20 protein-coding genes are annotated in these 17,342 nt (G+C 53.7%); 3 read left to right on the top strand and 17 right to left on the bottom strand.

The features are described 5' to 3' along the window. Nucleotides 1–437 precede the first annotated feature (437 nt). From flgL to flgB, 11 genes are read right to left on the bottom strand one after another with little or no spacing between them, the layout of a single operon-like run. Complete coding sequence (gene flgL, locus LMED105_RS12275) at nucleotides 438–1,415, bottom strand: flagellar hook-associated protein FlgL (RefSeq protein WP_008251770.1); 978 nt, start codon at nucleotides 1,413–1,415, stop codon at nucleotides 438–440. Nucleotides 1,416–1,435: 20 nt separating this feature from the next. After that, a complete protein-coding gene (gene flgK / locus LMED105_RS12270) occupies nucleotides 1,436–3,166 on the bottom strand; it encodes a flagellar hook-associated protein FlgK (RefSeq protein ID WP_008251769.1) in 1,731 nt (576 codons plus the stop codon). Between the two features lie 30 nt (nucleotides 3,167–3,196). Beyond that, a complete protein-coding gene (locus tag LMED105_RS16460) occupies nucleotides 3,197–3,610 on the bottom strand; it encodes a rod-binding protein (RefSeq protein ID WP_008251768.1) in 414 nt (137 codons plus the stop codon). Further along, nucleotides 3,611–4,756 (bottom strand): flagellar basal body P-ring protein FlgI, encoded by a 1,146-nt coding sequence (locus tag LMED105_RS12255; protein WP_008251767.1) that lies wholly within the window; start codon nucleotides 4,754–4,756, stop codon nucleotides 3,611–3,613. A gap of 13 nt (nucleotides 4,757–4,769) precedes the next feature. Next, nucleotides 4,770–5,459 carry a flagellar basal body L-ring protein FlgH gene (locus LMED105_RS12250; RefSeq protein ID WP_040513418.1) on the bottom strand — a complete coding sequence of 230 codons (690 nt, stop codon included), beginning with the start codon at nucleotides 5,457–5,459 and terminating at the stop codon, nucleotides 4,770–4,772. Between the two features lie 48 nt (nucleotides 5,460–5,507). Beyond that, nucleotides 5,508–6,290, bottom strand: coding sequence for a flagellar basal-body rod protein FlgG (gene flgG, locus LMED105_RS12245; RefSeq protein ID WP_008251761.1), 783 nt, complete (start codon nucleotides 6,288–6,290; stop codon nucleotides 5,508–5,510). A gap of 14 nt (nucleotides 6,291–6,304) precedes the next feature. Then, nucleotides 6,305–7,042 carry a flagellar basal-body rod protein FlgF gene (flgF, locus tag LMED105_RS12240; RefSeq protein WP_008251760.1) on the bottom strand — a complete coding sequence of 246 codons (738 nt, stop codon included), beginning with the start codon at nucleotides 7,040–7,042 and terminating at the stop codon, nucleotides 6,305–6,307. A 25-nt stretch (nucleotides 7,043–7,067) separates the two neighbouring features. Further along, nucleotides 7,068–8,381 carry a flagellar hook protein FlgE gene (flgE, locus tag LMED105_RS12235; protein WP_008251759.1) on the bottom strand — a complete coding sequence of 438 codons (1,314 nt, stop codon included), beginning with the start codon at nucleotides 8,379–8,381 and terminating at the stop codon, nucleotides 7,068–7,070. A 26-nt stretch (nucleotides 8,382–8,407) separates the two neighbouring features. Beyond that, nucleotides 8,408–9,079: a flagellar hook assembly protein FlgD gene (locus tag LMED105_RS12230; RefSeq protein WP_008251758.1), complete on the bottom strand. Its 672-nt coding sequence runs from the start codon at nucleotides 9,077–9,079 to the stop codon at nucleotides 8,408–8,410. A gap of 13 nt (nucleotides 9,080–9,092) precedes the next feature. Beyond that, the gene (gene flgC / locus LMED105_RS12225) at nucleotides 9,093–9,515 is read right to left on the bottom strand and encodes a flagellar basal body rod protein FlgC (protein ID WP_008251757.1); all 423 of its coding nucleotides are present in this window, start codon (nucleotides 9,513–9,515) and stop codon (nucleotides 9,093–9,095) included. 17 nt (nucleotides 9,516–9,532) lie between these two features. Then, the gene (gene flgB, locus LMED105_RS12220; protein ID WP_008251756.1) at nucleotides 9,533–9,985 is read right to left on the bottom strand and encodes a flagellar basal body rod protein FlgB; all 453 of its coding nucleotides are present in this window, start codon (nucleotides 9,983–9,985) and stop codon (nucleotides 9,533–9,535) included. 191 nt (nucleotides 9,986–10,176) lie between these two features. Here flgB and flgA point away from each other — a divergent pair, with 191 nt between their 5' ends. From flgA to flgN, 3 genes are all read left to right on the top strand, one after another. Next, nucleotides 10,177–10,893 (top strand): flagellar basal body P-ring formation chaperone FlgA, encoded by a 717-nt coding sequence (gene flgA / locus LMED105_RS12215; protein ID WP_008251755.1) that lies wholly within the window; start codon nucleotides 10,177–10,179, stop codon nucleotides 10,891–10,893. 115 nt (nucleotides 10,894–11,008) lie between these two features. Next, complete coding sequence (gene flgM / locus LMED105_RS12210) at nucleotides 11,009–11,299, top strand: flagellar biosynthesis anti-sigma factor FlgM (RefSeq protein WP_008251754.1); 291 nt, start codon at nucleotides 11,009–11,011, stop codon at nucleotides 11,297–11,299. 16 nt (nucleotides 11,300–11,315) lie between these two features. Then, nucleotides 11,316–11,831, top strand: coding sequence for a flagellar protein FlgN (flgN, locus tag LMED105_RS12205; RefSeq protein ID WP_008251753.1), 516 nt, complete (start codon nucleotides 11,316–11,318; stop codon nucleotides 11,829–11,831). Here the strand turns inward: flgN and LMED105_RS12200 are convergent. From LMED105_RS12200 to LMED105_RS12175, 6 genes are all read right to left on the bottom strand, one after another. After that, entirely contained in the window at nucleotides 11,806–12,246 is a 441-nt protein-coding gene (locus tag LMED105_RS12200; RefSeq protein ID WP_008251752.1) for a response regulator, read from the bottom strand. The genes flgN and LMED105_RS12200 overlap by 26 nt on opposite strands. Nucleotides 12,247–12,259: 13 nt before the next feature. Beyond that, complete coding sequence (locus LMED105_RS16455) at nucleotides 12,260–14,158, bottom strand: ATP-binding protein (protein ID WP_008251751.1); 1,899 nt, start codon at nucleotides 14,156–14,158, stop codon at nucleotides 12,260–12,262. Nucleotides 14,159–14,164: 6 nt separating this feature from the next. Continuing rightward, nucleotides 14,165–14,881: an RNA polymerase sigma factor FliA gene (locus LMED105_RS12190; RefSeq protein ID WP_008251750.1), complete on the bottom strand. Its 717-nt coding sequence runs from the start codon at nucleotides 14,879–14,881 to the stop codon at nucleotides 14,165–14,167. Nucleotides 14,882–14,906: 25 nt separating this feature from the next. Continuing rightward, nucleotides 14,907–15,725 (bottom strand): hypothetical protein, encoded by an 819-nt coding sequence (locus tag LMED105_RS12185; protein ID WP_156799684.1) that lies wholly within the window; start codon nucleotides 15,723–15,725, stop codon nucleotides 14,907–14,909. Further along, nucleotides 15,689–17,023 (bottom strand): flagellar biosynthesis protein FlhF, encoded by a 1,335-nt coding sequence (gene flhF / locus LMED105_RS12180; protein ID WP_008251748.1) that lies wholly within the window; start codon nucleotides 17,021–17,023, stop codon nucleotides 15,689–15,691. Before flhF ends, LMED105_RS12185 begins: the two co-directional genes overlap by 37 nt. Continuing rightward, a partial coding sequence (locus tag LMED105_RS12175) for an FHIPEP family type III secretion protein (RefSeq protein WP_008251747.1) occupies nucleotides 17,020–17,342 on the bottom strand: 323 nt, incomplete at its 5' end. The genes LMED105_RS12175 and flhF, both read right to left, overlap by 4 nt.

Here is a 17,342-nt window from a genome sequence, read left to right as displayed (position 1 = left end):
CCTCGCTCGGCAAAAAGGCGGGCCGAGTCTCGGTGCCGGCCTTCGGCCGACCGTGGCGGGTGAATTCAAACGGGCAGGTTTTCTTGAAGGCGAGACGATCGAAACACCGCCGCCGATTGGGCTGTGAATCCAGCGGTGAGTTGCGCGGTGATGGAGAGACGCTAGCGCTAGTGACTCGGAGCTGAACTTACAAGTGGTGGCGCACAGTAGGTTTAAGCCAACTCGGCAGTGGGATTGCTTGGGGCGCACTTCAAGAAAACCGCCCCGTTTGAGTGGATTCGCAGCGTTCGGCTTCAAGCCGACACCAAGACTCGGCTCGACCTTTTGCCGAGCGAGGTGAGCAAGAATCAATTCAACAAGGGATCAAGCGGTTTTCTGTGCGGCACAAGCAACCCGTGCCGAGTTGGCTAAAAACCCCCAGCGCTGACTCTTCAAGTTCAGCCAATAAAGTTGAACAAAGTCAACTGCGAGGTACTCGCAAAGCTTTGTTGTGCTGCCTGGAGCTGCAATTGGCCCTGTGACAGCTCGCTGATGGCCTTGGCATAGTCCAGCCCCACCGCCTCGCCAGCAACGCGCTCAAGCTCTAACTGAGCCGATTGGTTGATTTGCTGCAGTGTTTCTACTTCACGCAAACGAACACCCACCTTGGTGCGGGAAATTTGAACCTGGTCAAAGATATCGTCGAGCTGCGCACCCTTGTCATTGAATGCTCTCAGGTAGGTGTCTTGTGGTGTGGCGCCCTCTTGCCCGTTGGGATAAGCTGGGTTGCGCAACAAGGCAACGGCATCACGAAGAATCGCAAATGCGTCTTCGTTGGTGTTCGGATCAACAAACGCGTCTTGACCGGTAATACTGAGGTTTACAAAACGGCCGCTGGCCACCTGAATTTCACGACCCACTACAGCCTCACCGGCTGCAGCTGTGGATGTTTCGAGAAAAGTGCCAGTAATCGCACCACCAGGGGTCTGGAATGGCTCCTGATCCTGGAAAGTACCGGAGAACATGTAATAACCGTTGGCGTCGGTGCGGTTGGCAATGCCACGCAACTCTTCCATGCGGCCCTCAATGTCTTGCGCAATAATTTCGCGGTCGGCCGGGCTAAGTGCGGCGTTACCAGCCTGCAGGAATGCTTCCTTGATAGACACCATGATGTCAGAAGCCGACTGCAAGGCCACATCCATTTGACCCAGCTGGTTGTTCACATACGTGATGTTGCTTTGGTAGCTGTCGATGGTTTTAACACCCGCCTTCGCGCCAAGGGCAACTGACATGGCCAAAGGGTCATCTGATGGTTTCAGCACGCGCTGCCCCGTCGCCAACTGTCCTTGTAGTTTCACCAGCTCAGTTTGCTGTTTGCTCATGCGGTCTGTGCTGAGCTTGAAGTACTGGTTGGTGCTGATTCTGCCGATTGCCATAATTTTTCCTTGAAACCCGATCAGAACATGCTGAGGATTTGATCAAACAATTCTTTGGACAATGAAATAACCCGTCCGGAAGCCTGGTAAGCCTGCTGAAACTTGATCAGGTTGGCGGCCTCTTCGTCCATGTTCACGCCTTGCAAGGCATCGCGTGAATCAGCCACCTGGTTCAACACGGTTTCGCGCGACTCAGCAGCCAGATTAAATTCACGGGTTTTGTTGCCCACTCGACTCACCAGCTGGTTAAAGCCGTCAGAAATGGACACACCCGCCGAGTTATTGGACTGAAACAGGGTGCGTGAATTTTGTAATGCAGCCACCGCCAGAATGTTCTCGTTGTTGCCGATACTGGGATTCACAGCCGACGAGGCCGCGACTTCCGATGGACGGTCAATCGCTGTGCGCATGTTCAATGCGGCTTCACGCACGGGCATTAGCACAAAGCGGTCCCCTTCTTGCGGTGTGGCATTGTTCAATGAAAATGAGCAAAGGTGCGCCTGCAGGATCGCGAATTCATAGTAATCACCGCTGGGATCGGTCACCAGGCTTGCAGGAACAAACGGGCCATCCGAGCCCACTTCGCGATAGCGAGGTTGGCTACCCACAATTTGAACTTCGTATTCGGCAGGGCCAAGCTTGGACAAATCCAGACCACGCAAGGTGACTTGCGTTGGGTTGACCGTGCTGTTGTTTACATTGGGAACAACGCGAGAAATGTCGTCCACAAAACTACCACTGCTGCCAAAGCTGAACAGTGCGCTGGCTGGGTTGTTGTCAAGGTCGACCCCAGCCGTTTGAATGTCATTGACAGTTTGGCCGATGCGCGCAGCCAGCAAACCAATGGTGTTTTGGTATTCAGTCAGTTCCTCTTCCCGAAAACTCAGGAAACCTGCCAAAGCGCCATTGCCCAAACTGCCGGAATCGAATGCCAGCAAACGGTCCTGACCATTGACATTGGTGGTCATGCCGACCAACAGGTTTTGTGGATCTTGAGGATCCACCTGAGTTTGAACTTTAAACTGCGTAGTACCAATCACCAATGACTGACCATTGGCCAAGAACAGATTGGTTGAGCCATCGGCCATGTCCACACGGGTGGTTTGTACTTGCTCGGACAACTCTAGAATCAATTTGTCACGACGATCCATCAAGTCGTTGGGGGGACCACCGTTGGACGTCTGGTTCAGTGCTGTCACAATCTGATTGTTCAGGGCGGCTATTTGCGATGTGGCATTGTTCAATTGCTCCACGGTGTCACGAACCTTCAGGTTGGTGGCACTGCGCAGTTCATCCATCACCGTGTTCAAACCATTGAAACGGGAACTCAGGGTTTCAGCAGAAGACAAATAGTTTTGGCGTGCAGCCAGATCGGCAGGGTTGGTCGAGAGTGTTTGTGCTGCACCGAAGAAGATGCTCAATGCGCTGGAAAGACCTGAGGCATCGTCGGCGATCATCGCATCTACGCGCGCAATTTGCTGGGCCTTGGCATTGTAAAAAGCAGCATCTGAAGTGGCTTTCTGTTCTTGCGAATTGATGAAATCAGAGTACACACGCTGTACCGATGCAATATCGACACCTTGCCCGATATAACCAATGTCGCTGCCCGTGGACGGACGTGACTGTTGGATCACCTGCTGGCGGTTAAAGCCAACGGTGTTGCTGTTCGCAATGTTGTGCGAGGTGGTGGATAGCCCTGCCCGGGCCGCATTCAGGCCGCTGAGCGCAATTCCGTAGACCGAGTTCGACATAATTCAGGATCCTTTGGTGTCTTGAACGACTTAACGGTCAGTTTTCGGGAAAGTTGAGGGCAAGTCCTTTTTTACCTGTCCCGGCGGGAAAATGGTTTGCTCGCCACCCACACCAGCCCCGGCTTTTAATTGCCTGGCAATTTCGCCTGCCAAACCCAAACCTTTGCCTGATAGTTTCTGGACCAGTTCCTGGTCGTACATGCCCTGGTAAGTTTTGGTGCTGGAATCGGTGAACAAGCCACCTTCGGGCGTGGCATCCCGCATACTTTTCAGGGCCATTTGCAAGAAAATTGATTCAAATTGCACCGCCACTTTATCGACTGCAGCATTGAATTCTTCGCTGCCGCGTTCTGCGCGTGCGCCTCGCTTCAAGCCCTCCAGGCTGCGCGAATCCATCGACAGCATTTGTTGGGTGTCCACGGGGTTGTTCGACAATGGCGCCATTTAGATCACCTCAAGTTCGGCTTTCAGGCTGCCCGCTGTTTGCATGGCCTGCAAAATGGAAATCAGGTCGCTGGGTGTAGCGCCCAATGCATTCAGGGCTTTGACCACATCGGACAATTGTGCAGCACCCTTGATTTCGATCAGCTCACCGCCGGACTCGGAAATTTGAATGTCGGCCACCTCGGTCACCACGGTTTCGCCCTGACCAAACGGTGCAGGCTGAGAAATGACTGGGGTAGAGGTAATTTTTACGGTGAGGTTGCCGTGGGCCACAGCACAACTTTCAAGCATCACCGCCTGATTCATGACCACAGAGCCGGTGCGTGCATTCACGATCACCTTGGCACTGCCCATGGCTTTGTTGATGCTCAGTTCCTGAACACGCGACAGAAACGCGACGCGGTCATTGGGGTTGGAAGGGGCACGAACTTTGATGGTACGGCCATCGAGCGCCTGGGCCACATTCGGCCCCATGTTGTTGTTGATCGCCTCGGCCACGCGAATGGCATTGGAGAAATCGGTGCTGGTCAACTCAAGTTGCAGGGTTTCACCCAGCAAGAAAGGAGAGGCCACTTCACGCTCAACCAAGGCACCTGCAGGAATGCGGCCTGCCGACAAGTGGTTGATCACGGTTTTAGAGCCCCCTGCAGAAGCGCCTGCACCACCCACAATCAGTTGACCTTGGGCCAGGGCGTACACCTGGCCGTCTGCGCCTTTCAGCGGGGTCATCAGCAACATGCCACCGCGCAGGCTTTTGGCATTGCCGATGGACGAGACTGTCACATCGATCGCTTGGCCAGGCTGAGCAAAGGCTGGCAAATTGGCAGTGACCATGACTGAGGCCACATTTTTCAGCTGCAAATTGGCACCGGGTGGCAAGGTAATGCCCGACTGCTGCAGCATGGACACAATGCTTTGACTTGTAAACGGCGTTTGCGTGGTTTGGTCGCCGGTGCCATCCAGGCCAATCACGAGGCCATATCCATACACAGGGTTGGAGCGAACGCCAGACACAGTGACCAGATCACGAATTCGGGTTTGGGCCTCGGCCTGTGTGCCAAAAGCCATGACAGCGGCGGCGGTCAGTGCCAATACAGCACCCTTGAGAATTCGATCTTTCAGTTCCAGAAAGGAAATGCGTTTCATGATGTGGTCCAGTTCAGAAAGGCAATACAGTCAGGAAAAAGCGGCTCAACCAGCCCATGGCAGTGGCAGAGTCCAATGCGCCTTTTCCACGATATTCAATGCGGGCATCAGCAACCTTGGTGCTGGGCACCACGTTGCCGGGCAATATGGTGATGGGGTTCACGACACCACTGAATTTCAAATATTCCACTTCGCGATTGGTGCCAATCTGCTTTTCACCCACAACCTGTAAATTGCCATTGGGCAATACGCTGGCAACTGTGACCGTAATGGACCCAGTCAAGGTATTCGCGGCGCGGCTGGAACCCTCGCCAGAAAAATCTTTGTCGCTGCTGGCACTGCCGTTGATGGCGCGCAAATCGCGGCTGCCAAAGAAACCCTGAATCAGTGGCACATCGATACTTGCAGAGTCACTGCGTGAGGCACTCATGGAGTTGGTTTGCGCAGCGTTGATCTGCTCAATGATTTGAATGGTGAGCGTGTCACCCAAAAAGCGGGCGCGCTGGTCTTCAAACAGAGGGCGGTAGGTGGCAGGGCTATAAAGGCTGCCAGTTGGCGCGGCCATGGCGACTTGGGCGGGTTGTTGAACCTGCTGCGACACGGTGGTTTTCTCGGGCATGTCCACTTTCGGTGCGAAAGTTGAACAAGCCCCTAAAGTTATTGAAAACGCTGCCGTTAAACCGATTAGAACCAATCTTTTCATGCCATACACTCCATCAGAACACATTCAGTGTGCCCAATGTTTCAAGAATCAAAGCTGAGATAAGCGCTGTAACATCTGGTCTGATGTGGAGATTGCCTTGGAGTTGATTTCATAGGCACGCTGGGCCTGAATCAAGCCGACCAGTTCTTCCACCACGTTGACGTTGGATGTTTCGACAAAGCCTTGGGAAACAAAGCCCACGCCATTGGTACCTGCCACAGCTTGTGTAGGTGCGCCTGAGGCGGCTGTTTCTGAATACAGGTTTTGACCCATGCTGAACAAGCCGGCCGGATTTACAAAACTCGCCAACTGGATTTGACCCAGTTCCTGGGGTTGAACCTGCCCCTGCACCACTGCGGACACCACACCATCTTGAGAAATTGATATTTCCTGGACGCCTTGCGGAATGGTGACAGGACCAAGCACGGGGTAACCGTTGGAAGTGACCAGTGTGCCGTTGGCGTCAATCTGAATGCTGCCATCGCGGGTGTAGCTGGTGGTGCCATCGGGCATTTGAACCTGGAAAAACCCCTGGCCGTTGATGGCCACATCGAGTGTGTTGCCGGTTTGCTGCAAGTTACCCTGTGCAAAATTTCGCACTGTAGACACCGGCTTTACACCCGTACCAATTTGCAGGCCGGAAGGCACCTGGGTTTGCTCGGTGGTTTGTGCACCGGGCTGGCGAAGGGTTTGGTACAGCAAATCTTCAAACACAGCGCGCGAGCGTTTAAAGCCGTTGGTGGCTGTGTTGGCCAGGTTGTTTGAAATCACATCCAGCTGGGTTTGCTGGGCATCCAGACCTGTTTTTGCAATCCACAAAGAACGCATCATGATGGGTTTTCTCCTTAATTCATGCCAAACAGGCTGTTGGCGGCCTGGCCGTTTTCTTTGGCCGTGCTGATCATTTTCATTTGGGTTTCATACTGGCGGGCCGCGGTGATCATTTGCACCATCATGTCCACCGCATTCACATTGCTCGATTCAATAAAACCACCCGCCACACGCACATTCAAATCTGCTTCGGCCGGATCGCCATTGGCAGCGCGAAACAAACCGTCGTCACCACGATTAATGTCACCTTCGGGAATATTCACGAGTTTCAAGCGGCCCAACTGAACCACATTGGTGTCGCCACTGATTGGAATGGCAGACACAGAACCATCGCCTTCGAACGACAAACGGTGGTCAGGCGGTACATTGATAGGGCCATTGCTGCCAATCACCGAATAACCTTCCTGGGTCACCAGATTGCCCTGCCCATCCAGCTGAAAGGAGCCGTTGCGGGTGTAGGCTTCATTGCCTTTCGCGTCGTTGACTGCAAACCAGCCCTCGCCTTGAATGGCCACGTCCATTTCCCGCCCCGTGGACTGAATTTGTCCTGGCGTGGTGTCAAAGCCAATGCTGGTTTCCACCGCAAAGCTTCTGGAACCACTGCCCTCGCCTGTCACAGGCGCGCTTTGAAAAGCCATGAGTTGTTGCCTAAACCCGGGCGTGTTCACGTTGGCCAGGTTGTTGGCAATGTTCTCTTGGCGAGACATTGTGCCTTTGGCGGCTTGGGCGGCCAGGAAAATCAGTTTGTCCATTCTTGCGATCCCGCTTCAGTTCACATTAACGAAGGTTGGTGATGGTCTGGAAAATTGAATCTTGCGTTTTAATGGTCTGTGAGTTGGCCTGATACACGCGCTGTGCGGAAATCATGGCCACCAGTTCAGCCGTCAAATCAATGTTCGATTCTTCCAAAGCACCCGACTGGATAATGCCGAATGCGGTGTCTTCACTCAGCGACACCAATTCAGGTCCCGAGGAGTTGGTGGCCAACCAGCCATTCGAACCCACTGGCTGCAAACCTTCGGGATTCGGGAAACGATACAAACCAATTTGTGCATGATTCACCAACTGACCGTTCGCGTAGCTGATGGTCAACATGCCGTCTGCGCCCACATCAAAACCTGCAAATGGAGAGGATTCAAAACCATCCTGACCCAGGTTTTGCACCACAAACGAGCTGCCGTACTGGGTGGTATTGCTCATGTCGAAGGTGAACTGATTGGGTGCTGTGCCTGTGGAAGAAAATGGCACACCACTGGCAGTGACAAAACGCGACATGTCCACGGTCAGGTTGCCACTGTTGGGCGTGGTCAACAAACCGTCCACGCCGTATTGAAGGTTGGCTGAAGTCGATTGCGCAGGTGCAGTGGTTACAGCCACGGGCGCAGTACCCACGTCGACCTGTGTGCCGTCGACGGTTGCAAACACGGACCAGTCGTTGGACGCTTCCTTGCGCATGTAAATGGCCATGATGTGCGCACCGCCCAATTCGTCATACACCGTCATCGATGTTGAATTGTTGAAGGTGTTCAAATTGGCAGGATCAAATGCCAAAGCAGGATCGATGGCAGTGGCGCGTGCATCCAGGTTCAATTCCAGATTGGCCGAACGGGTTGCAGCAGGAGGAATACTGCCGCGTGGCACCAGAATATCCTGGGCAACATCGGACGGACGGCCAGTGGCTGCATCCACCGGAAAGCCCTGCAGTTTGTCGCCACGGGAGTTCACGATAACGCCTTCATTGTTCAATGTGAACTGACCATTGCGGGTATAAATGTTGTCACCGTTGCCAGCCTGTACCTTGAAGAAACCAGTGCCACTGATGGCCAGGTCCAAGGGGTTGCCTGTCACGTTGATATTGCCTTGTTTGAAGTTTTGCGTGACCGCCGCAAGGCTGGTACCCAAACCAATGCCATTGGTAGAACGTGCGCCATTGAATGCTCGGGCGAACACATCGGAGAACTCTGCCTCCGATCCTTTAAAGCCGACCACACTGGCGTTGGACACGTTGTTTGCAATGACTTCCAAACCGCGCTGCGCTGCGTTCAGACCACTCAAACCCTGCTGGAAACTACCACCTGCTGAAAAAGCCATGCTTGACTCCTTGAAAAATCTTTAATTTAGAAAACCTGCTTGATGTCTGCGAAGGTAATTTCGCTGCCATTGCTGGTTAAAAGTTTGGTGCCTTCTGCGCCGGCATTGCGCACGCCTTGAACCACAGAAAGGGTCAGTGGAGTGACGCTGGCGTCTTTGCCTGCTGCTTTTGCTTCGATCTCAAACTTGTAGTTGCCGGCGGGCAAGGTGCTGCCGTCGTTGCTTTTGCCGTCCCACTCAAACTCATGCGTACCTTTGGATTGCGGGCCCAATTCGATGGTGCGCACCACATTCGCCCCGGCATCCAGCACATTCACGCGCAGAATGTCGGCACTCTGGTTCAGTTCCATGGAGCCCACAGCTTTGCCATCCACCAGTTTCAGATCATTGCCTTCGGTCAATACTGCGCGACCCAGCATGCTGGTGGCCTGTACTGTTTGGTTGGCATTGATCGACGCTGCTACGCCTTCCATGGTGGCATTCAGTGTGTTAATGCCGGTAACGGTGTTTAACTGAGCCATTTGACTGGTCACCTGGGCATTGTCCATGGGGGCCAGTGGATCCTGGTTTTTCAACTGGGCCACCAGCAAAGACATGAACCGCTCCTGAATCGCTTCGGGGCTGTTTTCATCGGTTTTCTTTTTTGCTGCTGTGGTGCCGCTGTTGTTACCCAGTGCGGAAGTTACGTCAATCGTCATTTTTCATTGCTCCTTACTGGTTGCCCATGTTCAAGGTTTTCAACATCAACTGTTTGGCTGTGTTCATTACTTCTGCGTTGGTTTGGTAGCTGCGCGAGGCGGCCAGCATGTCGACCATTTCTTCCACGGCATTCACATTGGGCATGTAGACATATCCGTCTTCATCGGCCATGGGGTGCTTGGGATCGAACATTTTTTTGGCCTCGGTTTTGTCTTCCACAATGTCTTTCACCTGCACGTTCTCAGCCAGCGAGGCCTTGCCAGGCGCCGCTTTTTGAAGCACGGCTTCGAACACAACTTTTCGGGCTTGATAAACAGAATTGGGGTCACCCGCTGCCGTGTCGACGTTGGCGAGGTTGCTCGCCACTGTGTTCAGACGTGTGGTTTGCGCTTGCATCGCGCCACCGGCCAGTTTGAAAGAATTAAATAGCGACATGTTTGCTCCCTATACCCTTATTGGTTGCCCGAACCCATGGCTTGCTTCAAGGAAGAAATTCTTCCGTTGATTGAACGCAAGGCGGCTTCGTACTTCACCGTGTTTTCTGCAAATGCGGCGCGCTCGCGGTCGATGTCGACCGAGTTGCCATCGATGGCGGCATTGTTGCCGCGGCGAAACTGCAACATCTCGGCGGTGCTCATGCCTGCGTTGCCTTTGCCGGTTATGTGGCCTTGGTGGGTCACAGCCAAGGCGCCTGCGCCATTGCCAAGGCCTGGATTGGAAGGACTACCCATAGAACCCTTCTCGCCTGTGGCTGCTTTCAGCGCGCTTTGAAAGTCGAAATCGACTGCTTTGTAATTGGGGGTGTCGACGTTGGAAATGTTGGAGGTCAATACCTCTTGCCGACGCGCTCTGAGTTTCAGGGCCTCGGCAGAGAACTGCATTGCATCTGTAAGTTTGTCCAACATCTTTTAATCCTTCATACACGGACGGATGAATGGATTATTGAATTGATGCTGTCAAATCAAAGTGGAGAGAAAGGGGGGAAAGGGTGCTCTTTTTCTGCTTAGGGTGCAGCAAGCTCCCGCCTAGGATGTTGTCATCGAGGCAGAAATTGTTTCTTACAGTGACATTTACGGCAGCAGTGCCCAGAACTTGAATGAAATTTCTCACTTTTTTTAACATCGCATTTCGAGTGCTGTTTGGCGCAGGGCTTGTCCTTGGGCTTGTTCAGACTGGTGCAGCACAAACCGACAGTTCTCGCTGGGTGACTGAAGCCCAACTGAGTGAACTGGTCGACCCCGCGCTGCTGCCACCTGGCGCAAGTGTGGATGTGAAGTTTGTAAAAGCCGATGAACGGATTGGCAGCCTGCAATGCCCCGCCGCCTTGTTTGCCAATACGGCAGGCAACAAAATGTGGGGCCGCACTTATGTGCGCGTGCAGTGCGTGGGATCGGACACAGCCCCCTTCTTTGTGGGTGTCGATGTGAAAGTGTGGGCGCCTGTGCTGGTGGTAAAAGGAACAATTCAATCGGGCCAAACGCTGGGCCTGAATGATGTTGAATTCAGAACCATGGATTTAAGCCAGCTGAGCCACGGCTGGGTCAGCGACCTTGCGCATTTAAACAACAAAACAGCAGCCCGCCAATTGTGGCCAGGCACGCTGTTAAAGCACGACTATTTGCGCGGCCAGGCCTTGGTGAAAAACGGCGATACCGTGAAAGTAATGATGAAAGGCCCTGGCTTTGCAATTGGTGGTACCGCGGTTGCGATGGGTGAGGCCGAGTTGGGCGAGGTGGTAAAAATCAAAACCACACAGGGCAAGATACTGCATGGTGTGGCGCGAGATGCGCTGCTGGTTGAGGTTAGTTTGTAGGGGTGATCCTCAAAAAGTAGGAATTCTTTCCAGAATTCGTTAAAGTTAGGTGGAATCGAGCCGTTAAGAAAACATACGAAACCCACTTAGGCTCTGCCCCAATGCGGAGGACATCATGAGTATTAATAGAATAAACCCGGGAAGCAACCCGATTGACAAACTGACCAAGCCACAAGGTGGCAGCAAGTCAGCATCGGTTGGCTCCACAGAGAAAACCGGTTCGGAAGGCGCAGTAGCCAAGCTTTCCGGGCAGTCGAGTGAACTGAGCGCAGCAGGTGCGCCGTTCAACGCCGAGAAAGTGGCCGAGATCAAAGAGGCCATTAGCAAAGGCGAGTTCAAGGTCAATGCCGAGGCGGTTGCCGCCAAAGTGATTGAAAGTGCTCGCGAGTTGCTTGGTCAAAAGTAACTGAGGATTGAAGATTATGTCGCACGCTGACGCAGCAAAAAATTTGTACCGCAACCTGGCCTATGAATGTGACATGGCCATGGCGCTGGTGGATATCTTGCTTGAAGAACAGGCGTGCCTTGTAAAACTGCAAACCACTGAGCTGAACAGCCTGGCCCTTCGCAAGGAAGCCATGATGCTGGAGCTTGAAAAGCGTTACCTGAACAACGTTCAATTGGCCAAGGCTGAGGGCTTTCAGCCCAATATGGACGGCATCGCCCTGTGGGTCGATGTACTTGCAGCACACGAACCTCGCCTGCTGGGCACCTACTCAACCCTGCGCACCACCCTCACCCACGCACAGCGTTTGAACAATACAAATGGCGAGTTGGTAACCGAGCAATTGGCGGGACTGCAGGAAAGAATTTCGATTTTGACTGCAGCTGCTGTGGCTGAACAAAAGCCCACCGCCAGCGATACCTATGGCCCCAAAGGCGGCATGAGCCAGTCAGCCCTCACCGGTGGCGCTATGCCCCGCGCGGTAATTCGTTAATCGTTAGCCAATAAGATACCAGTGCAGAAATTCGGGTCAGATACTGATCGAATTGCACTGGCTTGACTGCAAAGCTGTTCACTCCCAACTCGTAAGAACGTTTGACATCGCTGATTTCGCGTGATGAAGACAGTACAACAATGGGCATGGTCTTGAACACATCGTGCGAGCGCAAGAACTTCAACACTTCCAGACCATCCAGCTTGGGCAATTTCAGATCCAGCAGCACGAGCTTGGGCAAATTCAGGGCCGCGCTGTCTTTCGGGTGATCTTCCATCAACTGTTTGAAGTATTCGATAGCCCGTTCACCATCCTCAAGCAGCACCGTGGTGGAGCTTGAGGAAGTTTTGCGCACCACGCGCAAAGCAAGGTCTGCGTCATTGGAATTGTCATCAACCAGCACTACGTCAGCCATGGCAAGTATCCTTTTAGTCGTTCAAATCAGCGTGCTCAGGCAAGGTGAATGTGAAGCAGGCACCTTGGCCCAGTTCACCCTTGGCACTGATTTCGCCGCCGTGACGTTCAATGATTCGTTTCACAATGGCCAGGCCCACCCCGGTGCCATCGAAATCTTTCTTGTGGTGCAAACGTTCAAACACGTTGAACAGTTTGTCGGCGTACTTCATGTCAAAACCTGCGCCATTGTCCCTGACACTAAACCGGTAGAAGCGCCCTGTTTTTTCGCATTCAATGGTGACTTTCGGTTGCGCTGCCTTGCTGCTGAATTTCAAGGCATTGTCGATCAAATTCATCCACACTTGCTTCAACAACACCGGGTCGGCATACACAGGTGGCAACTCACACAACTCCACCACATTTTTTCGCCGGGCATCGAGCTGATCCAGGATTTGATCCAGCAGTTGCTGCTGATCTACTTTGACCCGCGCAACATCGGTGCGCAGCAAACGTGAAAAGTCGAGCAGGCCGTCTATGAGGCCACCCATTTGACGTGCGTTGTTGCTGATTCGATCGAGTAAGCCCCGGGCATCCTCTGGCAGGTTTTCCGCGAAATCCTCTTTCAGAATACTGGAGAAACCATCGATGGCCCGAAGGGGGGCTCGAAGGTCGTGCGACACCGTGTAAGTGAATGCCTCCAGCTCAGAGTTACTGCGGGTAAGCTCGGCGGTGCGGTCATTGATGCGCTGCTCGAGGGTTCCGTTCAGCCCCTGCAAATCGTCTTCAAAAACACGGCGCTCAACACACAAACCAAGCAGACGAATAGCGGTTAAAACACGCAATACATCATCATGGCGTGTGTTGTCGACGCCCTTCTGGGCCACCATGATCCAGTACTCTGGCTGGTTGGGTTCGATGGCTTTGCGCAGGGCAAACCACACCGCTGTAATGCCAAGCTCTGTGGCCCAGTTGCTCTCAAAATAATGCTCGGGCTTCATTTTGGCGATCCAGACCACACCGTGCTGGTCATGTCCCTCCAAGGGTTCACAAAGCTGTTCGGCGTTGTCCCAAAATGCCTGTCCTTTCTCGAAAGGCATGCGCAGGTTGGGATGGGTGCCGCGTACACGCCAGTGGTTGTGCTCGGATTTGTCCCGAAAACCCAGCACCACTTCAGCATGCACAGTAAGGCAGTTTTTCAAACCACGCGCGTACGACGCTGCCAACTCGGGAATGGGCGCAGAGAGCAAAACGCCCTGCAGCAGTGAACGTTGCAAGGACAACAACTGCTCGTTCAAGCGCTTCTGCGTGCGATCAGAAGACACGCCCATGTAGCCCACAAAATCGCCGTTGGTGTTGTACAGGGGTCGGCCAGTCGATTCAAAAATAATACGCTCGGAATCCTGCGGCCAATACTCGAAACAGACCCGATCGAAGGGTTGATGACTGTCGAGAAGTTCTTTGAAAGTATCCCAGTTGTAGCGCGGGTCAATGCATTTCAAGCCTTCAACATCCCAACGTGCGAGGCCATCGAAAGGCAGCTTGAATCCGTTTTTGGCCTCGCTGTTTTGATCTTTGCCACGGTAGATGATCCGCACAATGGTGTGGGCAGAATCTTGGTGCCAATACCAATCGCCCGACAGTTCCATGAGGCGGCGCAACTGACTTTCAGACTGAATGGAAGAGCGGATGATTTCAAGCAGACCCGACATGAGCTTGTTGCCCATGAACCACGCGCCCAACACCCCCAACGCCAAGGTCAGGAGAACGGTCAAATTCCAGTTGGCGGCATCGGAAGTTGTGGCAGCCATGTAAAAGGCGGCCAAGGCCAAGGGACCAACACCGGTGAGTATGACCAAAATCAGGGAACGATTGACCCGGGTGCGAGACTGCTCGAAAGTTTTCGGTTTTCCCTGGGCTTTGGGATCAGCCATGTGTGCTTAGTGTTCGCGAAGCTTGGCTTTGAGGCGACTGACCGCCTGTGTGTGCAACTGACACACCCGGGACTCAGTCACGCCAAGGACAGCGGCGATTTCACGGAAGTTTAACTCCTGCTCATAATACAGTCCCATGAGCATTTTTTCACGTTCAGGCAGGTCTTCAATGGCCTGAATCAAGTTTTCACGGAAACGCTGGTCGCCCAGCATTTCAAGTGGGTTGGCTTCCTCGTCACCGCCGATCTGGCGATCCAGATAACCTTCGCCATCGCCGTCGTCGGCGTAATCGTCATAAAACACCAGCGATGCGCCACGCGAATCGAACAGCATGTCCTGGTATTCGTCCAGGCTAACGCCCATAACGTCTGCAATCTCTTTCTCAGAGGCTGAGCGTCCAAGCTTTTGCTCGGCTCTCAGCGTGGCAGTTTCAATTTTTCGCTGCGCCTGGCGCACGCCACGCGGCATCCAGTCGGCCGAACGGAGTTCATCCAGCATGGCACCGCGAATTCGTTGGCTGGCATAGGTTTCAAACTGGGCGCCCTGCCCTTCTTCAAAACGGGTAATGGCGTCCATCAGGCCGATGAGGCCGGCTTGAATCAGATCATCGATTTGCACAGACGCGGGCAGCTTGGCGATCAGGTGATGCGCCAACCTGCGAACCAAGGGGATGTATTGGTCCACTTGCTTTGATTTGTCTAAAGTGCCCTGGGCTGTGTACATGGAGTCTGTGCTTCCTGTCTTGTTATTACGCCAGTGCGTGTTCGTCGAAAGAGCAAATGGCTTTCGCAATTCGCCGACCTGCCGCAATCATCTCCCGACCGACCTGGTTCAAGGCTTTGCCCGAAGGCAAGGCTGGCAAATGCCCCGCATACTGCAGAGGATTGACCAGAAAGCTCGAGGTGCTTTCCAGCAAATTTGCGAACACGTGATCGGCTTCATCTGTGCTTCTTACACCCGCAACAATAACACGATGGCGAATATTTTCGTCTACCCCTTTTGAAGAACGAATGGCCTGAAAGGCACGGGTCACCGATCGGGCGGTGGGCTGCACCACCCAGTACCAGTCGTCTTGTGGGGAAAAGGCTTTGGCCAGTTGGACTGCCTCGTAGGGCAATGTGGCATAAAAGCGGTCGCAGCTCACCGGCATGCGATGAAGCTTGCCCAGCAGGGCCAGGGATTGAGCCGGCTTTTTGGCCAAGGCCTCAAGACCAATTCGGGCCACCACCAGGTATTGGGATTCAGCAAGCTCAATGACCTGATCTTCCAGGTTCAGATTGCCGTTGAAAAATTCAATCAGATCTGTGCGTGCATGGATTGGCAGCAGTTGCGGCAAGCCAGCTGCAGACCCGTCAAACAACACGGCTGCCCGATCGGAGCGCGCTTGCTGCTCTAATACAAAACGAGCCAGACAGGCTGCATAGTCGCTCCCCATATCACCGAGAATCGGGTGAATGGTGGCGGCTTTGCGGCCCAGCAAGTGTCGAAGTGTTTTGGCTTGATCCATAGGATTCAGTAGACCATGAAACTTTAAATTCCAGTCGCTGAGACTTGGGCCATTTTCCATTTCAATTCCTCGCTCGAGGCTTGAAACGCCTGACTGCTGCGGGCACGCATGGCGCGGTGCACCAACACGCGAGGGTCAGCCGGGAATAGGTCTTCAGGCACACGCTGGCCGGTGGCAATGTAGTGCAGAGCCAGTTTGTGACGCATGACCACATCGAGTACACCGCCAATTTTGATGGCTTCATCCAGTTTGGACAAAATTGCACCACTCAAACCCGTGCTTTTGTAATGGCGCACGACATCATCCAGCGTCTCTGGCTGGCTGGTTGCGTTGAGCAACAACACGCGCTTCACATGGCTGTCGGTCAAAATTTTTGTTTGCTCAGCCACGCGAGAATCTCGTTGGCCCATGCCCACAGTGTCAATCAAAATGAGGCGCTTGCGTTGCATGGTGTTGCGCAACTGGGCGAGGTCGGCGTGGGTTTGTGCGGTGTACACCTGCACACCCAGAATCTTGCCGTAAATTCGCAGTTGGTCTTGTGCGCCAATCCGGTAGCTGTCAGTGGTGATCAAGCCCAGCGAGTCAGCACCATACTTCACCACGCAACGTGCGGCCAGTTTGGCTGTGGTGGTTGTTTTGCCCACACCGGTGGGGCCTACCAAAGCAAATGTGCCGCCGGTCTCAACAATGTCTTTGTTGGCTGGCACCACATTCAGGTTTTTCTTGATGACGTTCATCACCCAGTCTTGAACCTGGCTGTCGGAAAGGTCTGCGGGCAGTTTTTCAACCACAGTGCGCGCAAACAGCGGTGAGAACCCGGATTGGGTCAACTGGTTCCACAGTTCGCCGCGCTGGGGATTTTTCTCCAGTGCATCGCGCCAGGTGATCATGGCCATTTGGTCTTTCAACAGCTGCCGCATTTGCTTGATTTCTTCCAGCACCGCGGTTTGCTCACTGGCCATGGAATCGCTGGCCGCTTGCGAACGGCGCTTGGCCACGTCCGTGATCATGTCGTGTTCAGGCAAGGCTTGCGGTATTTGGTGCATCACGGGTGCGCGATTGATCAACACCTCGCGCTGCGCGGCCACCTGCTGTGCAATTTTCTCGGCGGGTGTGGGCTGGCGTGTTGCTTCCTGCGCGGCAAATTGTGTGCGCTCAGCCTTGGTCCACGACAGGGGCGCTGACGAAGCAGCCGGCTTCTCGATCACAGTGTCCAGATCTTGCGAGGACGCGGCCAGCACTTCGGTGCCCGCAGCAGTTTGCTTGGTGGACAAAATAATTGCATCTTCACCCAGTTCAGCACGCAGCTTTTGCAAGGCCTCTCTTGTGGTGGGGGCTGTGAATTTTTTCAGCTTCATGCTTTCGCTCCTACGACTTGCGCAACGCGGATAGTACGGTTTTCAGGAATTTCACTGTGCGACAGCACCCGAAGGTTGGGCGCTGCACGCTTAAGCAAACGGGCCATGGACAAACGCAATGCGTCGGGCACCAACAGCACTGGGCTTTGACCCAGTTGCTCTTGACGACCTGCTGCATCGGCAGTTTGGCGAGCCAGGTTTTCTGCCAGGTTGGGGTCAATACCAACCTGGTCTTGCCCTGCTGCGGTGTGTGCATGGGTAATCATTTGTTCAAGCTTGGGTTCCATGACCAACACATTGAGGTCTTCACTGGTACCCG

It is taken from the genome of Limnobacter sp. MED105, assembly GCF_000170915.1.
Lineage (GTDB): Bacteria > Pseudomonadota > Gammaproteobacteria > Burkholderiales > Burkholderiaceae_B > Limnobacter.
This window is presented reverse-complemented; position numbering and strand designations above follow the sequence as displayed.